Source organism: Phycicoccus sp. CSK15P-2, from assembly GCF_016888005.1.
GTDB lineage: Bacteria > Actinomycetota > Actinomycetes > Actinomycetales > Dermatophilaceae > Phycicoccus.
This window is the reverse complement of record NZ_JAFDVE010000021.1, coordinates 20,846-40,231: the sequence shown is the minus strand read 5'-3', so window position 1 is coordinate 40,231 and position 19,386 is coordinate 20,846. Positions and strand designations below refer to the sequence as shown.

The window sequence follows — 19,386 nt, the reverse complement described above, 5'->3', positions numbered from 1 at the left end:
CAGCGCGAGTCTAGGTCGTCGCGGTGTCAGGCCGTCGGCCGCCGGCACCAGCGCCGGTGCAGCCCGAGCGCCCGGACGTCGGTGAGCGAGGCCACCTGGTCGACGAGCACCCGGCGGACGGCTGCGTCGTCGGTGGCGTCGTCGAGGTCCGCCCGCAGCCAGGGGTCCAGACGGGTCGGGTCGGTCTCGTACGCGTCGACGAGACCGGCGACGACGTCCCGCTGCTCCTCGTAGACCGCGACGCGCTCGGCGGAGAGCATGACGAAGTGCGCCGCGACCGCCTTGAGCACGACGGTCTCGGCGCGTGCGCCGTCGGGCACGACGAGCGACGCCTCGTGGCGGACCAGCGCGCTGTCTCCGTGGGCCTCACGGGTGGCGCTCTCGACGGCGACGGCGAAACGGCCGATGAGGCGCGAGGTCATGTCCTTGAGCGCCGCGAGGGCGCCGCGCGACCCGTCGTGTCCGGCCGGGACGGCGCCGGAGGCGAGCACCCGCTCGAGAGCCGACCCGAGGGCGTCCGCCCCGACGTCCGGCTCGTACACCCGTGCGGCGACGTCGAGGACCGCCTCGACGTCCGCGCGGTCGCGCAGCCGGCGCGGGTCGAGCCACCCGGACGCGACGGCGTCCTCCACGTCATGGACCGAGTACGCGACGTCGTCCGCCCAGTCCATGACCTCGGCCTCGAACGCCCGACGGCCCTCCGGAGCACCGTCGCGCATCCAGTCGAACACGGCGAGGTCGTCCTCGTAGACGCCGAACTTCGTCGTCGGCACCGGGCCGTGTCCGCGCCGCCACGGGTACTTCGTGGCTGCGTCGAGGCTGGCCCGGGTGAGGTTGAGCCCGGCGGGACGCCCGTCGGCGTGCGTGCGCTTCGCCTCGAGCCGGGTGAGCAGGCGCAAGGTCTGGGCGTTGCCCTCGAACCCGCCGATGTCACCGGCGAGGGCATCCAGCGCCGCCTCTCCGTTGTGCCCGAACGGCGGATGGCCGAGGTCGTGGGCGAGGCACGCGGTGTCGACGAGATCCGCGCTGCAGCCGAGGGCGGCCCCGAGCTCGCGGCCGATCTGTGCGACCTCCAGGGAGTGGGTGAGGCGGTTACGCACGAAGTCGTCCGACGCGGGAGCCACGACCTGGGTCTTCGCGGAGAGCCTCCGGAGAGCGGCGGAGTGCAGCAGCCGGGCGCGGTCACGGGCGAAGTCGTCGCGGTCGGAGCGCTTCTGTGCCGGGTCCTCCGCGACCCAGCGCTCCCGGTCGCGGGCGGCGTACGTCACGCGGGCGAGCCTACGACCCCCGTGCTGCGGCAGCCGCAGCGGCGGCTCGGGCCAGCCAGGCCGGCTCGTCGCCGTAGCGCTGGAACTTCACGAGCCGACCGGCGGCGGAGTCCTCCACGAGCTGGGCGAGGCGGCGGTCGCGGGTGGTCTGCTGCTTCGCCCCCGCGACCCAGTGCGCGACGATCTTGCGGTAGCCCGCAGTGGCGGCGTCCCAGAAGGCCGCGGCTGCGGCATCGGCGCGCAGGGCGGCCTCGTGCTCGGGTGTCAGACCTTCGTCCGGGCGCTCGAAGGAGTAGACGCCGGTGCGGTCCTCCCGGCGGCCCGCGAAGGCCGCCAGGCCGCTCGGCTGCATCCGGCCCTCGGCGGTGAGCTCCTCGACGGCCTTGACGTTGACCGCGCTCCACGTGCTGCCCTTCCGCCGCGGGGTCCAGCGCTGACGGCGGGCGGAGTCGTCGACCCGCTCGACGTGGCTGTCGATCCAACCCCAGCACAGGGCCTCGCGGACGGCCTCGGGCCACGTGATGCCGCCCTTGCCGGAGGCCTTGTTGTAGATGCCCATCCACAGCTCGCCGGCCGTGTCGTGGTGCGCCGCGAGCCAGCGCCCGAACTCGGCCCCGTCGGCGAAGAACAGCGCCGGCTGCTCGGCGGTACCGCCCGGCGTCCCGATGTCGCTCACTGTCGCAGCATCCCGTACCGCACCGACAGCGCCGCCGGAAACCCGGGTGGTGACGCCGGTTTCTCCGGGCGCTGTCGGCCGGGCCGACGGGGCCTGTGGACGACGCACCGACGGCGGCGCCGCCTTCGGGCATGCTCCGGTGATGGATCTCGATGCGCTGGTCAGGGCACAGCACGGCGTGTGCACGACGCAGCAGGCGCTCGCGCGCGGGCTCACCGAGAACGCCGTACAGTGGCGCGTCTCCAGCGAACGGTGGACGCGACTCGGTCGATGCCTGTACGTCGCACAGACCCGCCGCTGGACCGGCTCGGGCGGGCGCACGCGGCGGCGCTGCGCGGGCGGGCCGGGCTGCGCTCTCGCCCTCGACGCCGCGGCACATCTGCACGGGACACGCCCGGACCCGCCACCGGTGATCGTGGTCTGGGTGGCGAGGGGGGCGCTCCGTGACGCGCCTTCCGGGGACGCGCTACCGGGAGCGGAGCACCCTCCGGCCGTCGCGTCGGAGGGGCCTGCCGGTGACCGGCGCCGCCGACACGGTGCTCGACCTCGCCGACGTCCCGGGGACGTCCTGGCACGAGGCGGTGGACATCGCGGCCCGGTGGGTCCAGCGACGTCGAGCGCCGTCACGGCCTGCCGAACGCCCGGCTCCAGGTCCCGGCCGGCTCAGAGGGGAACCGGCTGCGCCAGGACGCCGAGTACGAGGAGTGGGGCGTCGTGCTCGAGCTCGACGGACGGCTCGGCCACGAGGGCGAGTTCGTCGCGCATGACCGGCGACGCGACCGAGCGGCGGCGCGTGCAGGGAGGCTCACGATGCGGGCCGGGTGGGTGGATGTCGACCAGGACCCGTGCGGTCTGGCCGTCGACGTCCATGAGACGCTGCGCAGCCGCGGCTGGCGTGGTCGCGGCCGGGCGTGTGGCCCTCGGTGCGCGCTGAGGCACGTCGTCGCCGGAGCCGCATGACCCCGACCCGGAGAAACCGGCGTCACGGCCCCGGTTTCTCCGGGCGCCGGTCGACGGGGCACCCGGTGGCGGGCACGGCCGGTCGGCCGGGTCAGCCGCCGGAGACGGACAGCTCGGCCTGGGCGACCTGTGCCCGCTGCGCCTCGTCGAGATCGCGGCCACGCAGCCAGTTCTCGGGCAGTGCGACGACCCGAGGAGAGCCCGCCCGGCCACGCGGGCCCTCGGCCGGGTCGCCCGGCCACGGCGCGTCGAGGTCCATCCCGGCGATGAGCCGGTCGAGCGCCTCGAGCGAGTCGACGAGGGCCAGCTGGTTGCGCACCGTCGACCCCGCCGGGAAACCCTTGAGGTACCAGGCGATGTGCTTGCGGATGTCACGGCAGCCGCGCTGCTCGTCGCCGTCGTAGAAGTCCACGAGGTACTCGGCGTGTCGGCGCAGCACGGAGGTGACCTCGCGCAGCCCGGGCCGTACGCGCGCGTCCGACCCCGCGAACGCGGCCGCGAGGTCGGTGAACAGCCACGGCCGGCCGAGGCATCCGCGCCCCACGACGACGCCGTCGCAGCCGGTGCGCCGGACCATCTCCAGGGCGTCCTCCGCCGACCAGATGTCACCGTTGCCGAGGACCGGGATGCTGGTCACGGCCTCCTTGAGCCGCGCGATGGCGTCCCAGTCGGCCTGCCCGGAGTACGCCTGGGCCGCGGTGCGGCCGTGCAGCGCGACCGCGGCGGCGCCCTCGGCCTCCGCGATCCGCCCGGCGTCGAGGTATGTCACGTGGTCGTCGTCGATCCCGACCCGCATCTTCACCGTGACCGGGACGTCGTGAACGGACGCCTCCCGGACGACCGCGCGCACGACGCCGCGGAAGAGGTCGGTCTTCCACGGCAGGGCCGCTCCCCCGCCCTTACGGGTGACCTTGGGCACGGGGCAGCCGAAGTTGAGGTCGATGTGGTCGGCGCGGTCCTCGGTGACGAGCATCCGCGCTGCGAGCCCGGCGGTCACGGGATCGACGGAGTACAGCTGCACCGAGCGCGGCGACTCTCCCGGATCGTGCGAGATGAGCCGCATCGTCTCGGGGGTCCGCTCGACGAGCGCCCGCGACGTCACCATCTCCGCGACGTAGAGGCTCGTCGCCCCGGACGCCCCACCGCCCTCGAGACCCGCGGCGCCGTACTCGCGGCACAGCCGGCGGAAGGCGCGGTTCGTGATGCCGGCCATCGGTGCCAGCACGACCGGCGACTCCACGACGTGCCGCCCGACCCGCAGCGGAGGCAGGACCGGGGTGTGCACCGGGGTGGCGGTTGTGAGCGACATGGCGCCGCCCATTGTCGCGCGGGCGCCCCGGATCCCCGAATCGCCGCCCCTGCGTCGTGCTCATCCGGCGCGGCGACCGGCCCAGGCGATCAGCTCCCACAGCGCCGCGGCGGTCTCGGCCGGGTGGGTCAGCGGGAAGACGTGCAGGCCCCGGGGGACGGTGACGACCCGCACCCACGGCGCCGACCGGGCCGCCCGGCGGAACCGGCGGACGTCGACGCGCAGCTGGTCGAGCTGGCCGTTGAGCAGGAGCACCGGTGCCGTGACCTCGGCGAGCATCTCGGGACGGCACTCGCGCATCACCGAGGACCAGGCCGCCGGGATGCCGTCGAACCCGTAGCCGAGGTCCTTGATCGCGGCCGCGAGGGCCGGCGGCAGCAGGGCCTCGAACTCGCGGTCCATCCCGCGCGACATCCGGTCGACCCCGAGCCGCTGCTGCACCCGTGCCAGGGTGCGGTAAGCCGACGCCCCCGGGCCGGCCGGCACACCGGACGCCCCGATGAGCGCGAGGCCCGCCAGACGGTGCGGGTTCCGGGCGGCCCAGGCGAGCACGACGTAGCCCCCGAGGCTGTGCCCCGCGAGGACGACCGGGGTGCCGTCGTCCGGCCCGACGGCCGCGTCGAGGGTGGCGAGCGCGGCGTCCCACGAGAAGGTCTCGGCCCGCCGGTCACCGTGGGCGGGCAGGTCGGGTGTCACGACGTCGACGTCCGGGCCGAGGAGGGCCGGGTACCGCGTCCAGACGGCACGGTTGACCTGCGACCCGTGGACGAGGACGAGACGGACGCGGCGCACCTCGCCATCCTCGCGCACCGGACGTCCGGGGGGACCGGTGGTTGGATGACCGGGTGCGCGCACTCATCTCCGCCGACGAGCTGGCCACTGCCTCCGGCCGGGGCGAGGTGCGCGTCCTCGACGTGCAGTTCGCCCTCACCGGCACCCCCGGACGCGAGCTCTACGCCGCCGGCCACGTCCCGGGCGCGCCCTTCCTCGACCTCGACACCGCCCTCGCGGGCCCGCCCGGCCGGGCCGGACGCCACCCGCTCCCGGACCCGGCCACACTCGAGGATGCCCTGCGCCGCAGCGGAGTCTCGGCGGACGACGACGTCGTCGTGTACGACCAGCGCACGTCGTTGTCCGCGGCGCGGGCCTGGTGGGTCCTGCGCTGGGCGGGGCATCCGCAGGTGCGCGTGCTCGACGGCGGTCTCGACGCGTGGGTGCGTGGCGGCCACCCGGTGACGACGGAGGTGCCGTCGCCGGAGCCCGGGGACATCCGCGTCCGACCCGGCTCGGTCCCGGTGCTCGACGCCGACGGCGCCGCCGCCATGGCGCGCTCGGGTGTCCTGCTCGACGTCCGCGCAGCCGAGCGCTACCGGGGCGAGGTCGAGCCGCTCGACCACGTCGCCGGGCACATCCCGGGCTCGGTGAACCTGCCGATGACCGAGCTGCTCGCCGAGGACGGCACCTTCCTCCCGCCGGACGAGATACGGGCCCGGGCGGCCACGGCCGGGGTGCACCGCGACACGCCGGTGGGGGTGTCCTGCGGCTCGGGCGTCACCGCGGCCCAGATGGCCCTCGCGCTGCACCTCGTCCGCGTCGAGGCCGTCCCGTACGTGGGCTCCTGGAGCGAGTGGATCGAGGACCCCCGGCGTCCGGTCGCCACCGGCGACGGGGAGGGCTGAGGGCGTCTCAGAGCGACCAGGCTCCGCTGAACCCCTGCTCGAAGGCGGCACCCTCGGGTGCCGGCGGGTCGACATCGGCCACGAACGCCATCCGTCCGCCGATGACGTCCCAGGCGAGCACCCGCACCACCGGCCCCCCGCCGGCCGGGTCCGTGGACCGGGACTCGAGCAGCACGGTGTCCCGGGGTCCCCACGCCAGCGGGCGGTACGCCGCCGGCGGCACCGCGTCCGCCGCGGGGGCCGCGAGGATGCGCGGGAGCGGACGCAGGTCGCCCTGCACCGCGACCAGACCCTGACCGCGACCCTGGACCTCCGGTGCGGACGCGAAGAACCCCGCGCAGCAGGCCCAGCCCTCGGTGTTCGACACCGACGGCCCGTACGCGTCGAACGCCGGCCCTTCCATCCTGCGCACCTCCACGAGGCGGCCGCTGCCCGAGAACCGCTGGACGAAGGCGGCACCGGACGTGACCCGGATGTCCGCCCAGCCCGGGTTCACCGGGTTGCCGGCGCGCCGGACGTCCTCGGTCCGGCTGTCCACGAGCCAGCCCGACCGGGCGCTACGGGCGATGACGGTGCGTCCGTCCGTGGCCCAGCCGGCCTCGGAGAGCGCGTCGTCCGGCACCGCGATGCGTCGCGCACGGGCCGAGCGCACCTCGAGCACCACGACGGCTCCGGGCTGCGCGAAGACGAGACGGTGCCGGTCGGCGTCGACGGTCCGGGGCCCGAGCGCCACCGACACGTTCCCCGCCGGGTCCTCGGTGGGCCGGAGCGGAGCCATCGCGACCACCTGCGGCTGCGGCGACTGCCGCGGGAGCAGGAGCGCCGGCTGGTAGCGGTCCTCCCCCACCCGGACGAGGTAGACCGCCCGCACCGACGCCTGCGAGCCGGCCGGGGACAGGATCGGCAGCGGCCGTGCGGTACCGGGTCCGAGCCGGGCGGGCAGCGCGAGGGAGGCGGCGTCCGGGTAGGCGGGGAGGTCCACCTCGTCCTCCGGTGCGGGCGCGAGATGCACCGTCGCGCCGGCCAGCGCCACCGAGGACAGCCGGCCGTCGGATGGGCGGTGGCTCGGCTCCGGACGGGGGCCGCCCGGCCTCTCACGTGCCAGGACCCAGGTCAGTGCTCCCCAGGCCAGCGCTGCCCCTCCCGCGACGACCACCCGTCTGCGGGCTGTGCGGCGGCGTGTCACCGCGCTCTCCCACGCCTCCTGGACGAGCCCCGGAGCGACGGGCTCGGGCACGGCGCTCTCCAGCCGGTCGCGGAGCTCCGCCTCCGAGAGGTCCTCGGGTCCCGCGGCGAGCGCGGCCGTCAGCGCCGCGGTCATCGCCGCCGCCGCGGTGACCCGGTCGGCGCGCACGGTCTCGAGCGGACGACCCACCACGGCTGCCACCTCGTGGTCGGTCCGGTCCTCGAGCAGAGACAGCCCGAGCACCACGCGCTGCTCGGGCGGGAGGCGGTCGAGAGTCATCCGGACAGCGACGTCGGGGTCGTCCGGGTCCGGGGCTGCCGCCCCGGCCTCCGCGCCGTCCGCGGGGGGTACCGACAGCGCCTCGGCGACGGCTCGCCGCACGACCTCGCTCCGCAACCAGTGGGCCGGCCCGCTCTCCCGCGCCTCGCCCCAGTGCCCTGCGAGCCCGACCAGCGCGTGACGCACGACGCCCTCCGCCACGGCCGGCGAGCGGGTCACGAGGAGGGCGAGCCGCAGCGCCGGCCCTCCGTGGGCGGCGGCCAGCTCGGCGAACTCCTCCGCCTCGTCGGCCGCCTCGGCATCCCGCCGCGCCATGGGCACCTCCTCCGTGGCGTCATCGTGCCACCCGGCGAGCCTGGGCCACGGCGGAGTCCGCCCGTCTGGTTCGATCGGTGCATGACCGGGGCGAACCAGAGCTTCCACGTCGACCTCAGGGGCGTGGTGGACCTCCTGTCCCATCACCTGTACTCCAGCCCCCGGGTGTACCTGAGAGAGCTCGTCCAGAACGCCGTCGACGCCATCGCTGCACGCCGGGAGGAGGACCCCACGGCACCCGGGGCGGTCCGCATCGTGCCCGCCGACGTGTCCCCGGACGGCCGTCTCCACGTCGTCGACACCGGGGTCGGGCTCGACGAGCACGGGGTACGCACGGCGCTCGCGACGATCGGCGCGTCCACCAAGCGCGACGCCCTGGGCATGGCTCGGGAGTCCTTCCTCGGCCGCTTCGGCATCGGGCTGCTGTCGTGCTTCCTCGTCACCGACGAGATCGAGGTGGTGACCCGCGCGGCCGGGAGCGGTGAGGGCCTGCGCTGGCGGGGCCGGGACGACGGCGCCTACACCCTCGAGGCCCACGGCCGGGACGAGCGGGGCACCGACGTCGCTCTCGCCCCGCGCGGCAGTGCCGCCGAGCTGCTCCGCACCGCCTCGGTCCTGCGGCTGGCCCGCACCTACGCCCGTCACCTCGAGGTCGACCTCGTCGTGGAGACCGCCGACGGGCCGGTCCCGGTCGCGGGTGAGCGCTTCCCCTGGGAGGGCGAAGGGCCCACGGCCCTCCGCGGCACGCCCGCCTGGTGCGAGCAGGTGCTCGGCTTCACCCCGCTCGACGTCGTCGCGCTCGCCGACCCCGCCAGCGGTCTGCGGGGGCTCGCCTTCGTCCTGCCCAGCGCGTCCGCGGGCCGTCCGACGGCGCGGGTCCACGCGCGCCGGATGCTCGTCTCCGAGGCGGAGCCCGACCTCCTGCCACCGTGGGCCACGTTCGTCCGGGCTGTCGTCGATGTCGACGGGCTCGACCTCACGGCGTCCCGCGAGTCGCTGCGCGACGACGACTCCCTGGCGGCGACCCGGGACCACCTCGGCGAGCAGCTGCGCACCTGGCTGGTCCGGATCGCCGCCACTGACCGCCAGCGCGCCGACCGCTTCTTCGCGGTGCACCACCTGGGGGCGAAGGCCATGGCCGCGACCGACGACGCGATGCTCGACGTCGTGGCGTCGGTCCTGCCGTGGGAGACGACGCTCGGGACGATGACCCTCGCCGAGTTCGCGGCGCAGCACCGGGTCATCCCCTATGTCGACAGTGTCGAGCACTACCGGCAGGTGTCCACGGTGGCGACCGCGCAGGGAGTCCCCGTGCTCAACGCCGGGTACGCCTACGACAGCGCCATCGTCGAGCGCTACGTCGCCGTCACCCCGGGTGCCGAGTCCCGGCGGATGCCACCCGAGGAGCTGACGGCCCACGTCGAGCGGCTCGACGCCGACGACGAGTCGGCCTTCGCGGCACTGCTGGACATCGCCCGCAGCGTCCTCGCCCGCTCCGACGCCGAGCCCGTCGTGCGACGGTTCCGACCCGAGTCGATGCAGTCGGTTCTCCTCGTCGGCGACAGCGCGACCCGGGAACGGGACCGCCACACCGTGGCCGATGCGGCCGACGGCCCCTGGGCCGTCGCCCTCGAGGCGCTGACCTCACCGCACCCGAGCGGGCCGTCCTTCGTCCTCAACGCCGGGAACGACTCGGTCCGCCGGCTGGCCGAGAGCCGCGACGCGGAGCTGCAGCGGCTGGCGGTCGAGGCGCTGTACGCCCAGGCCCTGCTCGCCGGCCGACACCCGCAGACGCCGTTCGACAGCGCTCTCGTCGCCCGAGCGCTGCCCGCCCTCATCGACCGCGTCATCGCGGGGAGGGACCTGTGATGCAGTGGGAGCAGGTCTCACCCGAGTTCGCGGACCTCTCGCTCGCCGCCGACCGGCTGCCGCACGGCCCCGCGCAGGTGCGGGCGCACGAGGAGGCGCTGCGGCTCGCCCGGCAGCACGGGTCGTTCGCCGAGGAGTTCGTGGCCCGTCAGGACATCGTCACCGCCCTGTACTACGTTCCCGACGACCCGGTGATGCTCACGCACATCGCGTGGCTGCGCGCCGCCCTGGCCCCGGGGAAGGGCCTGGAGCAGGTCGAGCGCAACGAGGTGCTGTGGAAGCTCAAGTGGGCCGTGGACAAGATCGAGAAGATGCCCGAGGTCCCGCTCGACGCCTGGGCGGCCACCGTCGACGACCTCGCCGCGGCGCTGGGCGAGGACGGGTTCCACCTGCGTCCGGCGTACGCCGCCAGGGCCTGGCTGGCGGTCGCGCGCGGCGACGACGACGGGCGGGACGAGGCCCTGGCCCGCTGGCTCGAGGAGCCGCGCGACGAGCAGAGCGACTGCTTCGCCTGTGAGGCCCGGGAGCAGGCGCTGCTCGCCCACCGGTCCGACCCGCAGCGGGCCCTCGACCTGCTCGCGCCCGTCGTGGCCGGCCGGCTCTCGTGCGGCGAGGAGCCGCAGACCTGCCTGTCCCACGATGCCGAGATCCGCGCCGGACAGGGTGACCTCGACGGCGCCGCGGGCTCCTTCCGCCGGTCCTGGCAGCTCGTGGCGGACGACGCCGCGGAGGCGACGACCGCGGCCCGATGCCTGCGGGTCCTCGTCCGTCTCGGCAACACCGACCGTGCGCTCGACCTCCTCCTCCCCCGCCTCGGCTGGCTCGACGAGCTCCACACGGCGTTCGACCGTATGTGGTTCGCGGCCACCGCGGCGTGGGTGCTCGGACACGCACGCCGGGTGGGGCTGGCCCCTGACACGGTCGACGGCCGGCCCACCGCGCAGGTCGAGGACGAGCTGCGGGCGCTGGGCGCGGAGCTCGCCGCACGCTTCGACGACCGCAACGGGACGTCCGTGGTCGGGGACGCGGTCGGGGCTGCGCTCGACGACGGCGTCGTCGCCGAGGAGCCGACCCTGCCGCCGACGCACCTGCCGAGCACCGAACCTCGGCCGGAGCGCGGAGCGCCCCAGCCGACCAGCGGCGACGAGGTCGTCCACCTCGCGGCCCGGGTCCAGCAGGCGCGCCACGAGCTCGACCCCACGCTCGAGAAGGCCCTGCGCGGCTGGCTCCGCTCGCGCGAGGAGGTGCTCGGCATGCTCAGCACCCCCGCGGAGTGGGCCGCTGCGGCGGTGCTCGACCGCTCGTCGTGCCCCCTGCTGCGTGACCCCGAGGCGGTCCGCGCACGGCTGGACGCCGCGGCGTCCGAGGCCATCCGTGGCGGCGACGGCCTCGAGGCCACGATGGCCAGGGCCGACCTCGCCGCGCTCGAGGTCACCGAGGCACTCGCCGCGCACGGCCCGTCGTCCCCCGAGGTCGCGCACGCCCGGACGGCCGCTCGCGCGCTGCACACCGTCATCGAGGAGGACGGCCACACCGCGGAAGCCGCCTCAGCCCTGCGCTGGTACGCCCTGACCACCGGGCCGGACGACGCGGTCGAGCTGCTGCTCCACGCCGCGTCGCTGTACGGCCGCTCCGGTGGGGTCGCCCGTCAGGCGCTCTGCCTGCTCGACGCCTCCCCGGTCGCCTTCGCGGCCGACCCCGCCCGCGCCGCGGCCATGATCGAGGAGGCCGCTGCGCTGGCCGGGGAGCGGCCCGCACTGCAGGTCCGGATCCTCGACCTGCGTGCGCGGCTCGCCCGCATCGAGGGCGACGACGAGCAGGCCGATGCGCTCTACCTGGAGGCCCTCGCGTCACCCGGTGCCGTCGAGGGCGCCCGGATGACCCTCCTCTTCGCCTACTGCGACCTCCTCGTCCAGCAGGGCGACTACCCCCGGCTCGAGCCCCGCGCGGCCGACGCGGTCGCCGTCGCGACCGCGATGCGCGAGCCGGTCGCCCTCGCCGTGGGGCAGCGCCTGCTCGGGCTCTCCTGGCTCGAGACCGGCCGTCCGGTCGAGGCCGCCGAGCTGCTCGAGGCCGCGTTCCCGGTCATCCGGCAGAACGTGCCGGACCTCGTCGGTCCCACCGGCTGGGCGCTCGGCAACGCCCTCTCGGCCGTGGGCTCGCCGGCACAGGCCCGCACCGCGTACGCCACCGCGTCCGCCGCCTTCGAGGCGGCCGGGAGGCTCGAGGAGGCCGGCCACAGCCAGGTCCGGGCCGGCACCAGCGCTTGGGACGCCGACGACCCCGAGGCCGCGCGCGCGCACTTCGACGACGCCATCGACAAGACCCGCTCCAGCGGCACGCTCGACGCCCTGCTGGCGGCGCTCCGCTACCGCGCCGGGCTCGTCGCCGGCCAGGACGACGTCGACGCCGGTCTCGTCGAGCTCGACGCCGTCCTCGAGGAGGTCCAGCTCGTCGCCGACGCCCTCCCGGACGGGCGCGGTGACGCGTTCGACGCCGAAGAGCTCGAGCCGGACCTGCTCCGGCAGGGCGGTCACCTGCTGGCCCGTGCCGGCCGCACCGACGACGCCGTCGCCCGGATGCGTGCCGCGCGAGCCCTCGTCGGTGGGCACTACGAGACCGTGCTCGGCGCCGAGGAGGCCGCCATGCTCGCGGAGGCCGACCGGATCGCGGAGGCCGAGCCCCTGCTGCGCACGGCGTTGACCGACCTGCGGTCGGCCGGCCTGCACGCCGAGCGGGTCGAGGCCGCGGGAGCCCTGGCCCGCGCACTCGACCGCGCCGGGCGCCCGGACGACGCCCAGGCGGTGTGGGAGGAGTTCGGCCCGGAGGCCTGACGTGCGCTCGAGGCTCAGCAGCCGACGAGGCGCTGGGCCAGGTACCCCTCCACCTGGTCGAGGGCGACCCGCTCCTGGGTCATCGCGTCCCGCTCGCGGACGGTCACCGCGTGGTCCTCGAGGGTGTCGAAGTCGACGGTGATGCAGAACGGGGTGCCGATCTCGTCCTGGCGGCGGTAACGGCGGCCGATGGCGCCGGCGTCGTCGAAGTCGACGTTCCAGTGCCGTCGGAGCGTGGCGGCGAGGTCCTTGGCCTTGGGCGAGAGGTCGGCGTTGCGCGAGAGCGGGAGCACGGCCGCCTTCACCGGAGCGAGCCGCGGGTCGAGCCGCAGCACCGTCCGGGTGTCGACGCCACCCTTGGTGTTGGGGGCCTCGTCCTCGGTGTAGGCGTCGACGAGGAAGGTCATCAGGCTGCGGGACAGGCCGGCCGCCGGCTCGATGACGTACGGGGTGTATGTGGAGCCGGTCGCCTGGTCGAAGTACACGAGGTCGGTGCCGGAGTGCTTCGTGTGGGTCGAGAGGTCGAAGTCGGTGCGGTTGGCGATGCCCTCGAGCTCACCCCACTCGCTGCCGGAGAACCCGAAGCGGTACTCGATGTCGACGGTGCGCTTGGAGTAGTGCGAGAGCTTGTCCTGCGGGTGCTCGAAGTGCCGGAGGTTCTCGGAGCGGATGCCGAGGTCGGTGTACCAGCGGGTCCGCTCGTCGATCCAGTACTGGTGCCACTCCTCGTCCTCCCCGGGGGCGACGAAGAACTCCATCTCCATCTGCTCGAACTCGCGGGTCCGGAAGATGAAGTTGCCGGGGGTGATCTCGTTGCGGAAGCTCTTCCCGGTCTGGGCGATGCCGAAGGGCGGCTTGCGGCGCGAGGCCTGCATGACGTTGAGGAAGTTGACGAAGATGCCCTGCGCGGTCTCGGGCCGCAGGTAGTGCAGGCCGGACTCGTCCTCGATCACGCCGAGGTAGGTCTTGAGCATCATGTTGAACTCGCGCGGCTCGGTCCACTCCCCCCGCGTGCCGCAGCTCGGGCAGGCGATCTCCGAGAGCGGGACGGAGTCGGGGTCGACCTCCTTGCCCTTCTTCGCCGCCTTGTCGGCGACGGCCTCCTGCATGTGGTCGACCCGGAAGCGCTTGTGGCAGGACTGGCACTCGGTGAGCGGGTCGGAGAACTCCCCGACGTGGCCGGAGGCGACCCACGTCTGGCGCGGGAGGATGATCGAGGAGTCGAGCCCGACGACGTCCTCGCGCGCGGTGACCATCGCCTTCCACCACTGCCGCTTGATGTTCTCCTTGAGCTCGACGCCGAGCGGGCCGTAGTCCCAGGCCGAGCGGGTGCCTCCGTAGATCTCGCCGCACGGGAAGACGAAGCCCCGGCGCTTGCACAGGGAGACGACGGTGTCGACGACGGAGGTGGAGGATGCCATGTCGGAAAGGCTATCCGCCGGGCGGTGCGCCTCTCGCACCGGTTTCCGGCGGCAACCGTACGCTGGGTGACCGTGTCGAGCCTGCGCCAGTCATTCGAACGTGCCAGCCTGCCCGCCGTGACGTGGCTCAGTGGCCTGCCGCGCGTCGTCCCGTTCCTCCTCGTCCTCGGTCTCGTCGTCGCCGGCCTGTTCCTGCCGGGCATCGGATGGGTCCTCATCCTGCTCGTCGTCCTCGCCCTGACCTGGATCCTGGCGCTCGCCTGGCCCCGGCTCGGGCCCGCCGAGCGGCTCATGCGGGTGGCCGTCGTCGCGCTCATGGTCGCCGTGCTCGTCACGCAGGTCTTTCCGCGCACCTGACCGGCTCGACCCACTTGACAACGGTTCTCATTTCATTTGAGAATGATTGTCATGAAGCGTGCTCTCACCGCCCTCGCCACGACCTCGGCCCTCGCCCTCACGGGATGCGGCTCGGCCGACCCCGGGTCCGACGGCTCCGGCACGTCGCTCGACGTCGTCGCCGCGTTCTACCCGCTGGAGTGGGCCTCCCAGCGGGTCGGGGGTGACCACGTGTCCGTCACCGCTCTCACGAAGCCCGGTGCCGAGCCGCACGACCTCGAGCTCACCCCCAAGGACGTCGCCGGAATGACGAGTGCCGACCTCGTCGTCTACCTCGCCGACTTCCAGCCCGCCGTCGACGAGGCGGTCGCGAACGAGGCCTCCGACGCGAGCTTCGACGTCTCCCCCGACGCCGACCTGTCGCTCGCCGCACCCGAGGGGGGCGAGCACTCCGACGAGGAGGGCGAGCACGCCGAGGAGGACGGGGACCACGCCGAGCACGAGGGCCAGGACCCGCACTTCTGGCTCGACCCCGTCCGCTACGAAGCCGTCGTGACGGCCATCGGCGAGCGGTTCGCGGAGGCGGACGCCGGTCACGCCGAGGACTACCGCGCCAACGCGGCCGCTCTCGTCGCGGACCTCCGGTCGCTCGACCGCGACATCGAGTCGGGGCTCGCGGGCTGCTCGAGCACCGACCTCGTCACGAGCCACGTGGCCTTCGGCTACCTGGCCGAGCGCTACGGCCTGCACCAGCAGGGCATCGCGGGGATCTCTCCGGACATCGAGCCGGACGCCGCGACCCTCAGGGACCTCGCGGCGTACGTGCAGGAGCACGACGTCACCACCATCTACAGCGAGACCCTGGTCTCCCCCGACCTCGCCGAGACCCTGGCCCGTGAGACCGGCGCACGGGTCGAGGTGCTCGACCCCGTCGAGGGGATCACGGACACCTCCGCCGGCAGCGACTACCTTGAGGTGATGCGCAGCAACCTCGCGACGCTCGAGAAGGGACAGGGCTGTTCGTGACGCCCGCTCCGTCCCTCATCGAGCTGCGGTCGGCGTCCTTCGGGTACGGCGACCGCAGCATCGTGTCCGGCGTCCACGTCACCGTCGAGCCGGGAGAGGTCGTCGCCCTGCTCGGGCCGAACGGCTCCGGCAAGTCGACCCTCGTCAAGGGACTGCTCGGTCTCGCCGACCACCAGGGCGGCGAGGTCCTCCTGCTCGGCGTCCCGCGCGACCGGTTCCGTGAGCACACCCGCATCGGGTACGTCCCGCAACGGCACTCGCTCTCCGCGTCGGTGCGCGCGACCGTCGCCGAGATCGTCGCCGTGGGGCGGCTGCCGCATCGCCCCTGGTGGAAGCCCGCGAGCGCCGAGGACCGCGCCGTCGTCGCCGAGTCGATCGACGCCGTCGGCCTGTCCGACCGGGCCGACGAGGAGGTCGCCTCGCTCTCCGGCGGGCAGCAGCGCCGGGTGCTCATCGCCCGGGCGCTGGCCGGCCGGCCGGATCTGCTGGTCATGGACGAGCCGACGGCCGGCGTCGACACCGCCAGCCAGCACGCGCTGACGGACGTCCTCGCCCGTCTCGTCGCGGGCGGCACCTCCATGCTCGTCGTCACGCACGAGCTCGACGCCCTGCACGACGTCGTGACGCGCATCGTCTGCATGGACGCCGGGCACCTCGACTTCGACGGCACGCCCCCCGAGTACGAGGCGCACCTGGCCCTGCGCGCGCACCACCACGGCTCCGGGCACCACCACGACGACCCCGGACGACCCGGGGTCCGCCGCGTCCTCGGAGGCGGACCGCTCGACCCCACCGCACAGGCGGTGGCCGGTGAGTGACATGCTCGCGCTCGACTTCATGCGCCAGGCGCTCCTCGCCGCGCTCCTCGCCGGGATCGCCGCCCCCCTCGTCGGCACCTTCCTCGTCCAGCGTCGGATGTCGCTCATCGGGGACGGCATGGGGCACGTGGCGCTCGCCGGTGTCGCGGTCGGTGTCCTGACCGGCCAGCAGCCGGTCCTCACCGCGCTCGTCGCGGCGGTGGCCGCCGGGGTCGCGATCGAGCTCATCCGGGCCTCCGGACGCACCAGTGGCGATGTCGCCCTGGCGGTGATGTTCTACGGCGGCATCGCCCTCGGCGTGGTCCTCATCTCCCGCTCGAGCGCCGGAAGCCCGTCGAACCTCACCGCCTACCTCTTCGGCGCCATCCTCACGACCAGCCGCGGCGACCTCGTCGTCCTGGCAGCCCTCGCCGCGACCGTGCTCGGGGCGACCCTGCTCCTCCGACCGCGCTTCTTCGCGGTCGCGAACGACGAGGAGTACGCCCGTTCGGCGGGGATGCCGGTCATGGCGTACAACCTCGTCCTCGCGGTGCTCACCGCCGTCACGGTCGTCGTGTCGATGCGCGTCGTGGGCCTGCTGCTCATCAGCGCACTGATGATCATCCCCAACGCCACGGCCCAGCTGCTCTCGCGCAGCTTCGCCGCCAGCGTGAGGTGGGCCGTCGTGATCGGGGTCCTGAGCAGCGTCGGTGGCGTGGTCGTGTCCTACGAGGCCGAGACACCCTCCGGCGGCACGATCGTCCTCGTCGCGATCGCCACCTTCCTCGTCGTCACCGCGGTCTCCGCCGTGCACGGACGGCTCCGCCGCGCCGCGCACGCCCGCGCCGAGCGGCACGACCACGAGCACGGTCCACGGTGCGGCCACCCGGCGGTGCCCCACGGAGACCACGTCGACTACCTGCACGACGGGCACCGGCACGCGGCGCACCAGGGCCACTACGACGAGCACGGCGAGCACGAGGAGGTCACGGCACGATGAGCGGACAGGCCCGCACCGAACGACGCCCCACCCGCCAGCGCGCGGCCATCGCCGAGGCGCTGGCCGATGCCACGGAGTTCCGGTCCGCCCAGGAGATCCACGCCGACCTCGCATCCGCCGGGGATCGGGTCGGGCTCGCCACCGTGTACCGCAACCTCCAGGCCATGGCCACCGACGGCGAGGTCGACGTCATCCGCACCGCCGACGGGGAGAGCGTCTACCGGGCGTGCGCCACCGAGGACCACCACCACCACGTGGTGTGCCGCGGCTGCGGTCTCGCCGTCGAGGTCACGGCCGACGCCGTCGAGCGGTGGGCGGAGACCGTCGCCGCGTCGCACGGCTTCACCCAGGTGCGGCACACGGTGGAGGTCGACGGCCTGTGTCGTCGGTGCTCGTCCGGCTCCTCCTGAGTCCGACCGGCTCGTACATCTCCGTTTCACCGGCGAGCCGGCCGTCCGAGGAGCTACCGTTCCGGCCGTACTGACCCACCTCCATGCACGGGGAACGGACCACGCCATGACCCGCTCACGACGGGCGTTCGCCGCCCTCACCGCGACCGCCCTGTGCGCGACCCTCTCGGTGGCCACACCGGCCGCCACAGCACACGCCGCCACCACGTCGTGCGCGGCGAAGGCCGTTGCCGTCGCCGACCGCAAGGACCCGGCCCTCGCGCGCAAGGCGCTCGTCGGTGTCGCGAGCTACAACATCCTCGGGCAGAGCGCCGGCGGGACGTGGACGAACTGGCCGGCCCGCCGCACTGCCATCGCCGACCAGATCGCGAAGTGCCTCCCGGACGTCGTCGGGCTCCAGGAGGCGTCGCAGGGCTGGGTCCGCGAGACCCGGACGGCCACCCCTCGCCACATCTCGCAGTACGAAGACCTCACGGACCTGGTCAACGCCCGCACCCTGTCGGCCGGAAACCTCTACATCCCCGTCAACCGCTTCCGCCCGTCCTGCTCGTCCACCCCCGAGTGGAACGGCCGGTGGAAAGGACAGGCGGCTCCGTGGCGCACGTGCTACACGAGCCCGACCAAGGGTCCGAACGACAACCGCCTCCTGTACAACTCCCGGACCACCCGGTTGCTCACCCACGGGTCGGCGAACCTCCGGAGCTCGACGACGACGCGTCGCACCGTGGAGTGGGCCGTCCTCGAGCAGCGTGCGACCAAGCGACGCTTCCTCGCGGTCAACACCCACCTCGACGCCAAAGCAACCGACGCGTTCCGAGTCGCCCAGATGAAGCAGGCGCTCGGGGTCGTCGCCAAGCACCGGACGTACCAGGGGGCGTCTCTCCCGACCTTCGTCGTCGGCGACCTCAACTCCTCGCGCTACACCGAGGCGAGGACCGCAGCCGACGTGCTCACGTCCGCGAAGTGGGTCGACATCGTCGGCAACGACCGGCGGATGAAAGCCAGCGGGAGCGGCCTGGGCTGGTGCCGACGCCTCACGCCGCGGGCCCCGAGCGTGCCGATGGCGGCCCCCCGGTTCGTCAACGTCGTCTACAACACGACGAACAAGAGCACCTACTCCTGCACCTTCCCGGAGGGCAACACCTCGCGGCCGCGCCTGGACCGCTCCCAGTGGTGGAAGTACAACGGCAGCGCCATCGACTACATCTTCGTCTCGTGGGGCGTCCGGGCCCGGACCTGGGAGACGGTCGTCCCGGCGGGCAGCGCCTACGGCAAGGCCAAGAACCCGCCATCCGACCACAACATGATCATGACCTGGGCGTACGTCTGAGCCGGTCTTGGCGATGTCCGGTCCCGCTCAGAACGCGCTGACCGGCCCCACTGCTCGCTGTGGCCGGCTCAGAGCCCGGACGAGCGCGACCTGGCCGTGTCGCTCCGCGGCCACGGCCGCGAGCAGCGCGAGGACCTCGCGCACCGGCTCGGCGGGGAGCTCCGGCGTCGGCAGCCCGACGCTCGCGGCGAGGTCGTCGGTGTGCACGACGCACTCCATCGTCCGCGTGAGGAGGAAGTCCGCCGTCGAGAGCGACCATCCCTGCCACGGCAGATGGACCGCGTCAGGGACCCGCGCGCCCCGGATCACGGGGTCGAGGGCGTCAGGAAGGGCCTCGAGGTCGGCGTCCATCCGAGCCAGCAGTGCGTCAGGGCCGCTCGCTGCCGAGGCGTCGGCAGAGCTCCGGATCTCGACGTTCTGGTCGTCGTCGAGGCTCGTGTGCACCCACGCCGCCCTGCGGTAGTGGTCGAGCACCGAGATGACCTCGTCGGCACCGGGCGCCGCAGAGAGCAGGGTGACGACGTGCGAGGTCTGACGCGCCACGTGGTGGGCGAGACCACCGACCGTCATCCCCGCGCACGCGCTCTCCGCGTGCCAGTGCCGGGCGACCTCGGGGCTGCGGACCAGCCGGGCGACGACGGCCGCGACCTCCGGGTACTGGGTGACGACACTCGAGAGAGCCATGCCGGGT

16 protein-coding genes are annotated in these 19,386 nt (G+C 74.1%); 9 read left to right on the top strand and 7 right to left on the bottom strand.

Annotated elements, in window-relative coordinates; translation table 11 throughout:
* Positions 1-26: 26 nt before the first annotated feature.
* The 4 genes from JQN72_RS12560 to JQN72_RS12545 form a co-directional block, all read right to left on the bottom strand.
* Complete coding sequence (locus JQN72_RS12560; RefSeq protein ID WP_204134082.1) at positions 27-1,268, bottom strand: deoxyguanosinetriphosphate triphosphohydrolase; 1,242 nt, start codon at positions 1,266-1,268, stop codon at positions 27-29.
* Between the two features lie 10 nt (positions 1,269-1,278).
* Entirely contained in the window at positions 1,279-1,944 is a 666-nt protein-coding gene (locus JQN72_RS12555; protein WP_204134081.1) for a YdeI family protein, read from the bottom strand.
* 1,051 nt (positions 1,945-2,995) lie between these two features.
* Positions 2,996-4,213 carry a tRNA dihydrouridine synthase DusB gene (dusB, locus tag JQN72_RS12550; RefSeq protein WP_204134080.1) on the bottom strand — a complete coding sequence of 406 codons (1,218 nt, stop codon included), beginning with the start codon at positions 4,211-4,213 and terminating at the stop codon, positions 2,996-2,998.
* Between the two features lie 60 nt (positions 4,214-4,273).
* Positions 4,274-5,005: an alpha/beta fold hydrolase gene (locus JQN72_RS12545; RefSeq protein ID WP_204134079.1), complete on the bottom strand. Its 732-nt coding sequence runs from the start codon at positions 5,003-5,005 to the stop codon at positions 4,274-4,276.
* Between the two features lie 53 nt (positions 5,006-5,058).
* Here JQN72_RS12545 and JQN72_RS12540 point away from each other — a divergent pair, with 53 nt between their 5' ends.
* Positions 5,059-5,892, top strand: coding sequence for a sulfurtransferase (locus tag JQN72_RS12540; protein ID WP_204134078.1), 834 nt, complete (start codon positions 5,059-5,061; stop codon positions 5,890-5,892).
* A 7-nt stretch (positions 5,893-5,899) separates the two neighbouring features.
* Here the strand turns inward: JQN72_RS12540 and JQN72_RS12535 are convergent, their stop codons facing one another.
* Positions 5,900-7,672, bottom strand: a complete 1,773-nt coding sequence (locus JQN72_RS12535; RefSeq protein ID WP_204134077.1) for a hypothetical protein — start codon at positions 7,670-7,672, stop codon at positions 5,900-5,902.
* A gap of 81 nt (positions 7,673-7,753) precedes the next feature.
* Between JQN72_RS12535 and JQN72_RS12530 the strand changes: the two genes are divergently transcribed.
* Together JQN72_RS12530 and JQN72_RS12525 are read left to right on the top strand one after the other, a co-directional pair.
* On the top strand, positions 7,754-9,541 hold the full coding sequence (locus tag JQN72_RS12530) for an HSP90 family protein (protein ID WP_204134076.1): 1,788 nt from the start codon (positions 7,754-7,756) through the stop codon (positions 9,539-9,541).
* A complete protein-coding gene (locus tag JQN72_RS12525; protein ID WP_204134075.1) occupies positions 9,541-12,375 on the top strand; it encodes a hypothetical protein in 2,835 nt (944 codons plus the stop codon). The genes JQN72_RS12530 and JQN72_RS12525 overlap by 1 nt, the downstream gene beginning before the upstream one ends.
* Positions 12,376-12,389: 14 nt before the next feature.
* Here the strand turns inward: JQN72_RS12525 and JQN72_RS12520 are convergent, their stop codons facing one another.
* Positions 12,390-13,796: a glycine--tRNA ligase gene (locus JQN72_RS12520; RefSeq protein ID WP_204134074.1), complete on the bottom strand. Its 1,407-nt coding sequence runs from the start codon at positions 13,794-13,796 to the stop codon at positions 12,390-12,392.
* 66 nt (positions 13,797-13,862) lie between these two features.
* Here JQN72_RS12520 and JQN72_RS12515 point away from each other — a divergent pair, with 66 nt between their 5' ends.
* The 6 genes from JQN72_RS12515 (at position 13,863) to JQN72_RS12490 (ending at position 18,695) form a co-directional block, all read left to right on the top strand.
* Entirely contained in the window at positions 13,863-14,153 is a 291-nt protein-coding gene (locus JQN72_RS12515) for a DUF6703 family protein (protein ID WP_307812426.1), read from the top strand.
* A 51-nt stretch (positions 14,154-14,204) separates the two neighbouring features.
* Entirely contained in the window at positions 14,205-15,158 is a 954-nt protein-coding gene (locus tag JQN72_RS12510; protein WP_204134073.1) for a metal ABC transporter substrate-binding protein, read from the top strand.
* A complete protein-coding gene (locus tag JQN72_RS12505) occupies positions 15,155-15,976 on the top strand; it encodes a metal ABC transporter ATP-binding protein (protein WP_307812425.1) in 822 nt (273 codons plus the stop codon). Before JQN72_RS12510 ends, JQN72_RS12505 begins: the two co-directional genes overlap by 4 nt.
* Positions 15,969-16,955: a metal ABC transporter permease gene (locus tag JQN72_RS12500; protein WP_204134072.1), complete on the top strand. Its 987-nt coding sequence runs from the start codon at positions 15,969-15,971 to the stop codon at positions 16,953-16,955. The genes JQN72_RS12505 and JQN72_RS12500 overlap by 8 nt, the downstream gene beginning before the upstream one ends.
* A complete protein-coding gene (locus JQN72_RS12495) occupies positions 16,952-17,365 on the top strand; it encodes a Fur family transcriptional regulator (protein ID WP_204134071.1) in 414 nt (137 codons plus the stop codon). Before JQN72_RS12500 ends, JQN72_RS12495 begins: the two co-directional genes overlap by 4 nt.
* A gap of 106 nt (positions 17,366-17,471) precedes the next feature.
* Positions 17,472-18,695 carry an endonuclease/exonuclease/phosphatase family protein gene (locus JQN72_RS12490; RefSeq protein ID WP_204134070.1) on the top strand — a complete coding sequence of 408 codons (1,224 nt, stop codon included), beginning with the start codon at positions 17,472-17,474 and terminating at the stop codon, positions 18,693-18,695.
* A 27-nt stretch (positions 18,696-18,722) separates the two neighbouring features.
* Here the strand turns inward: JQN72_RS12490 and JQN72_RS12485 are convergent, their stop codons facing one another.
* Positions 18,723-19,379, bottom strand: coding sequence for a maleylpyruvate isomerase N-terminal domain-containing protein (locus tag JQN72_RS12485; RefSeq protein WP_204134069.1), 657 nt, complete (start codon positions 19,377-19,379; stop codon positions 18,723-18,725).
* Positions 19,380-19,386: the final 7 nt, after the last annotated feature.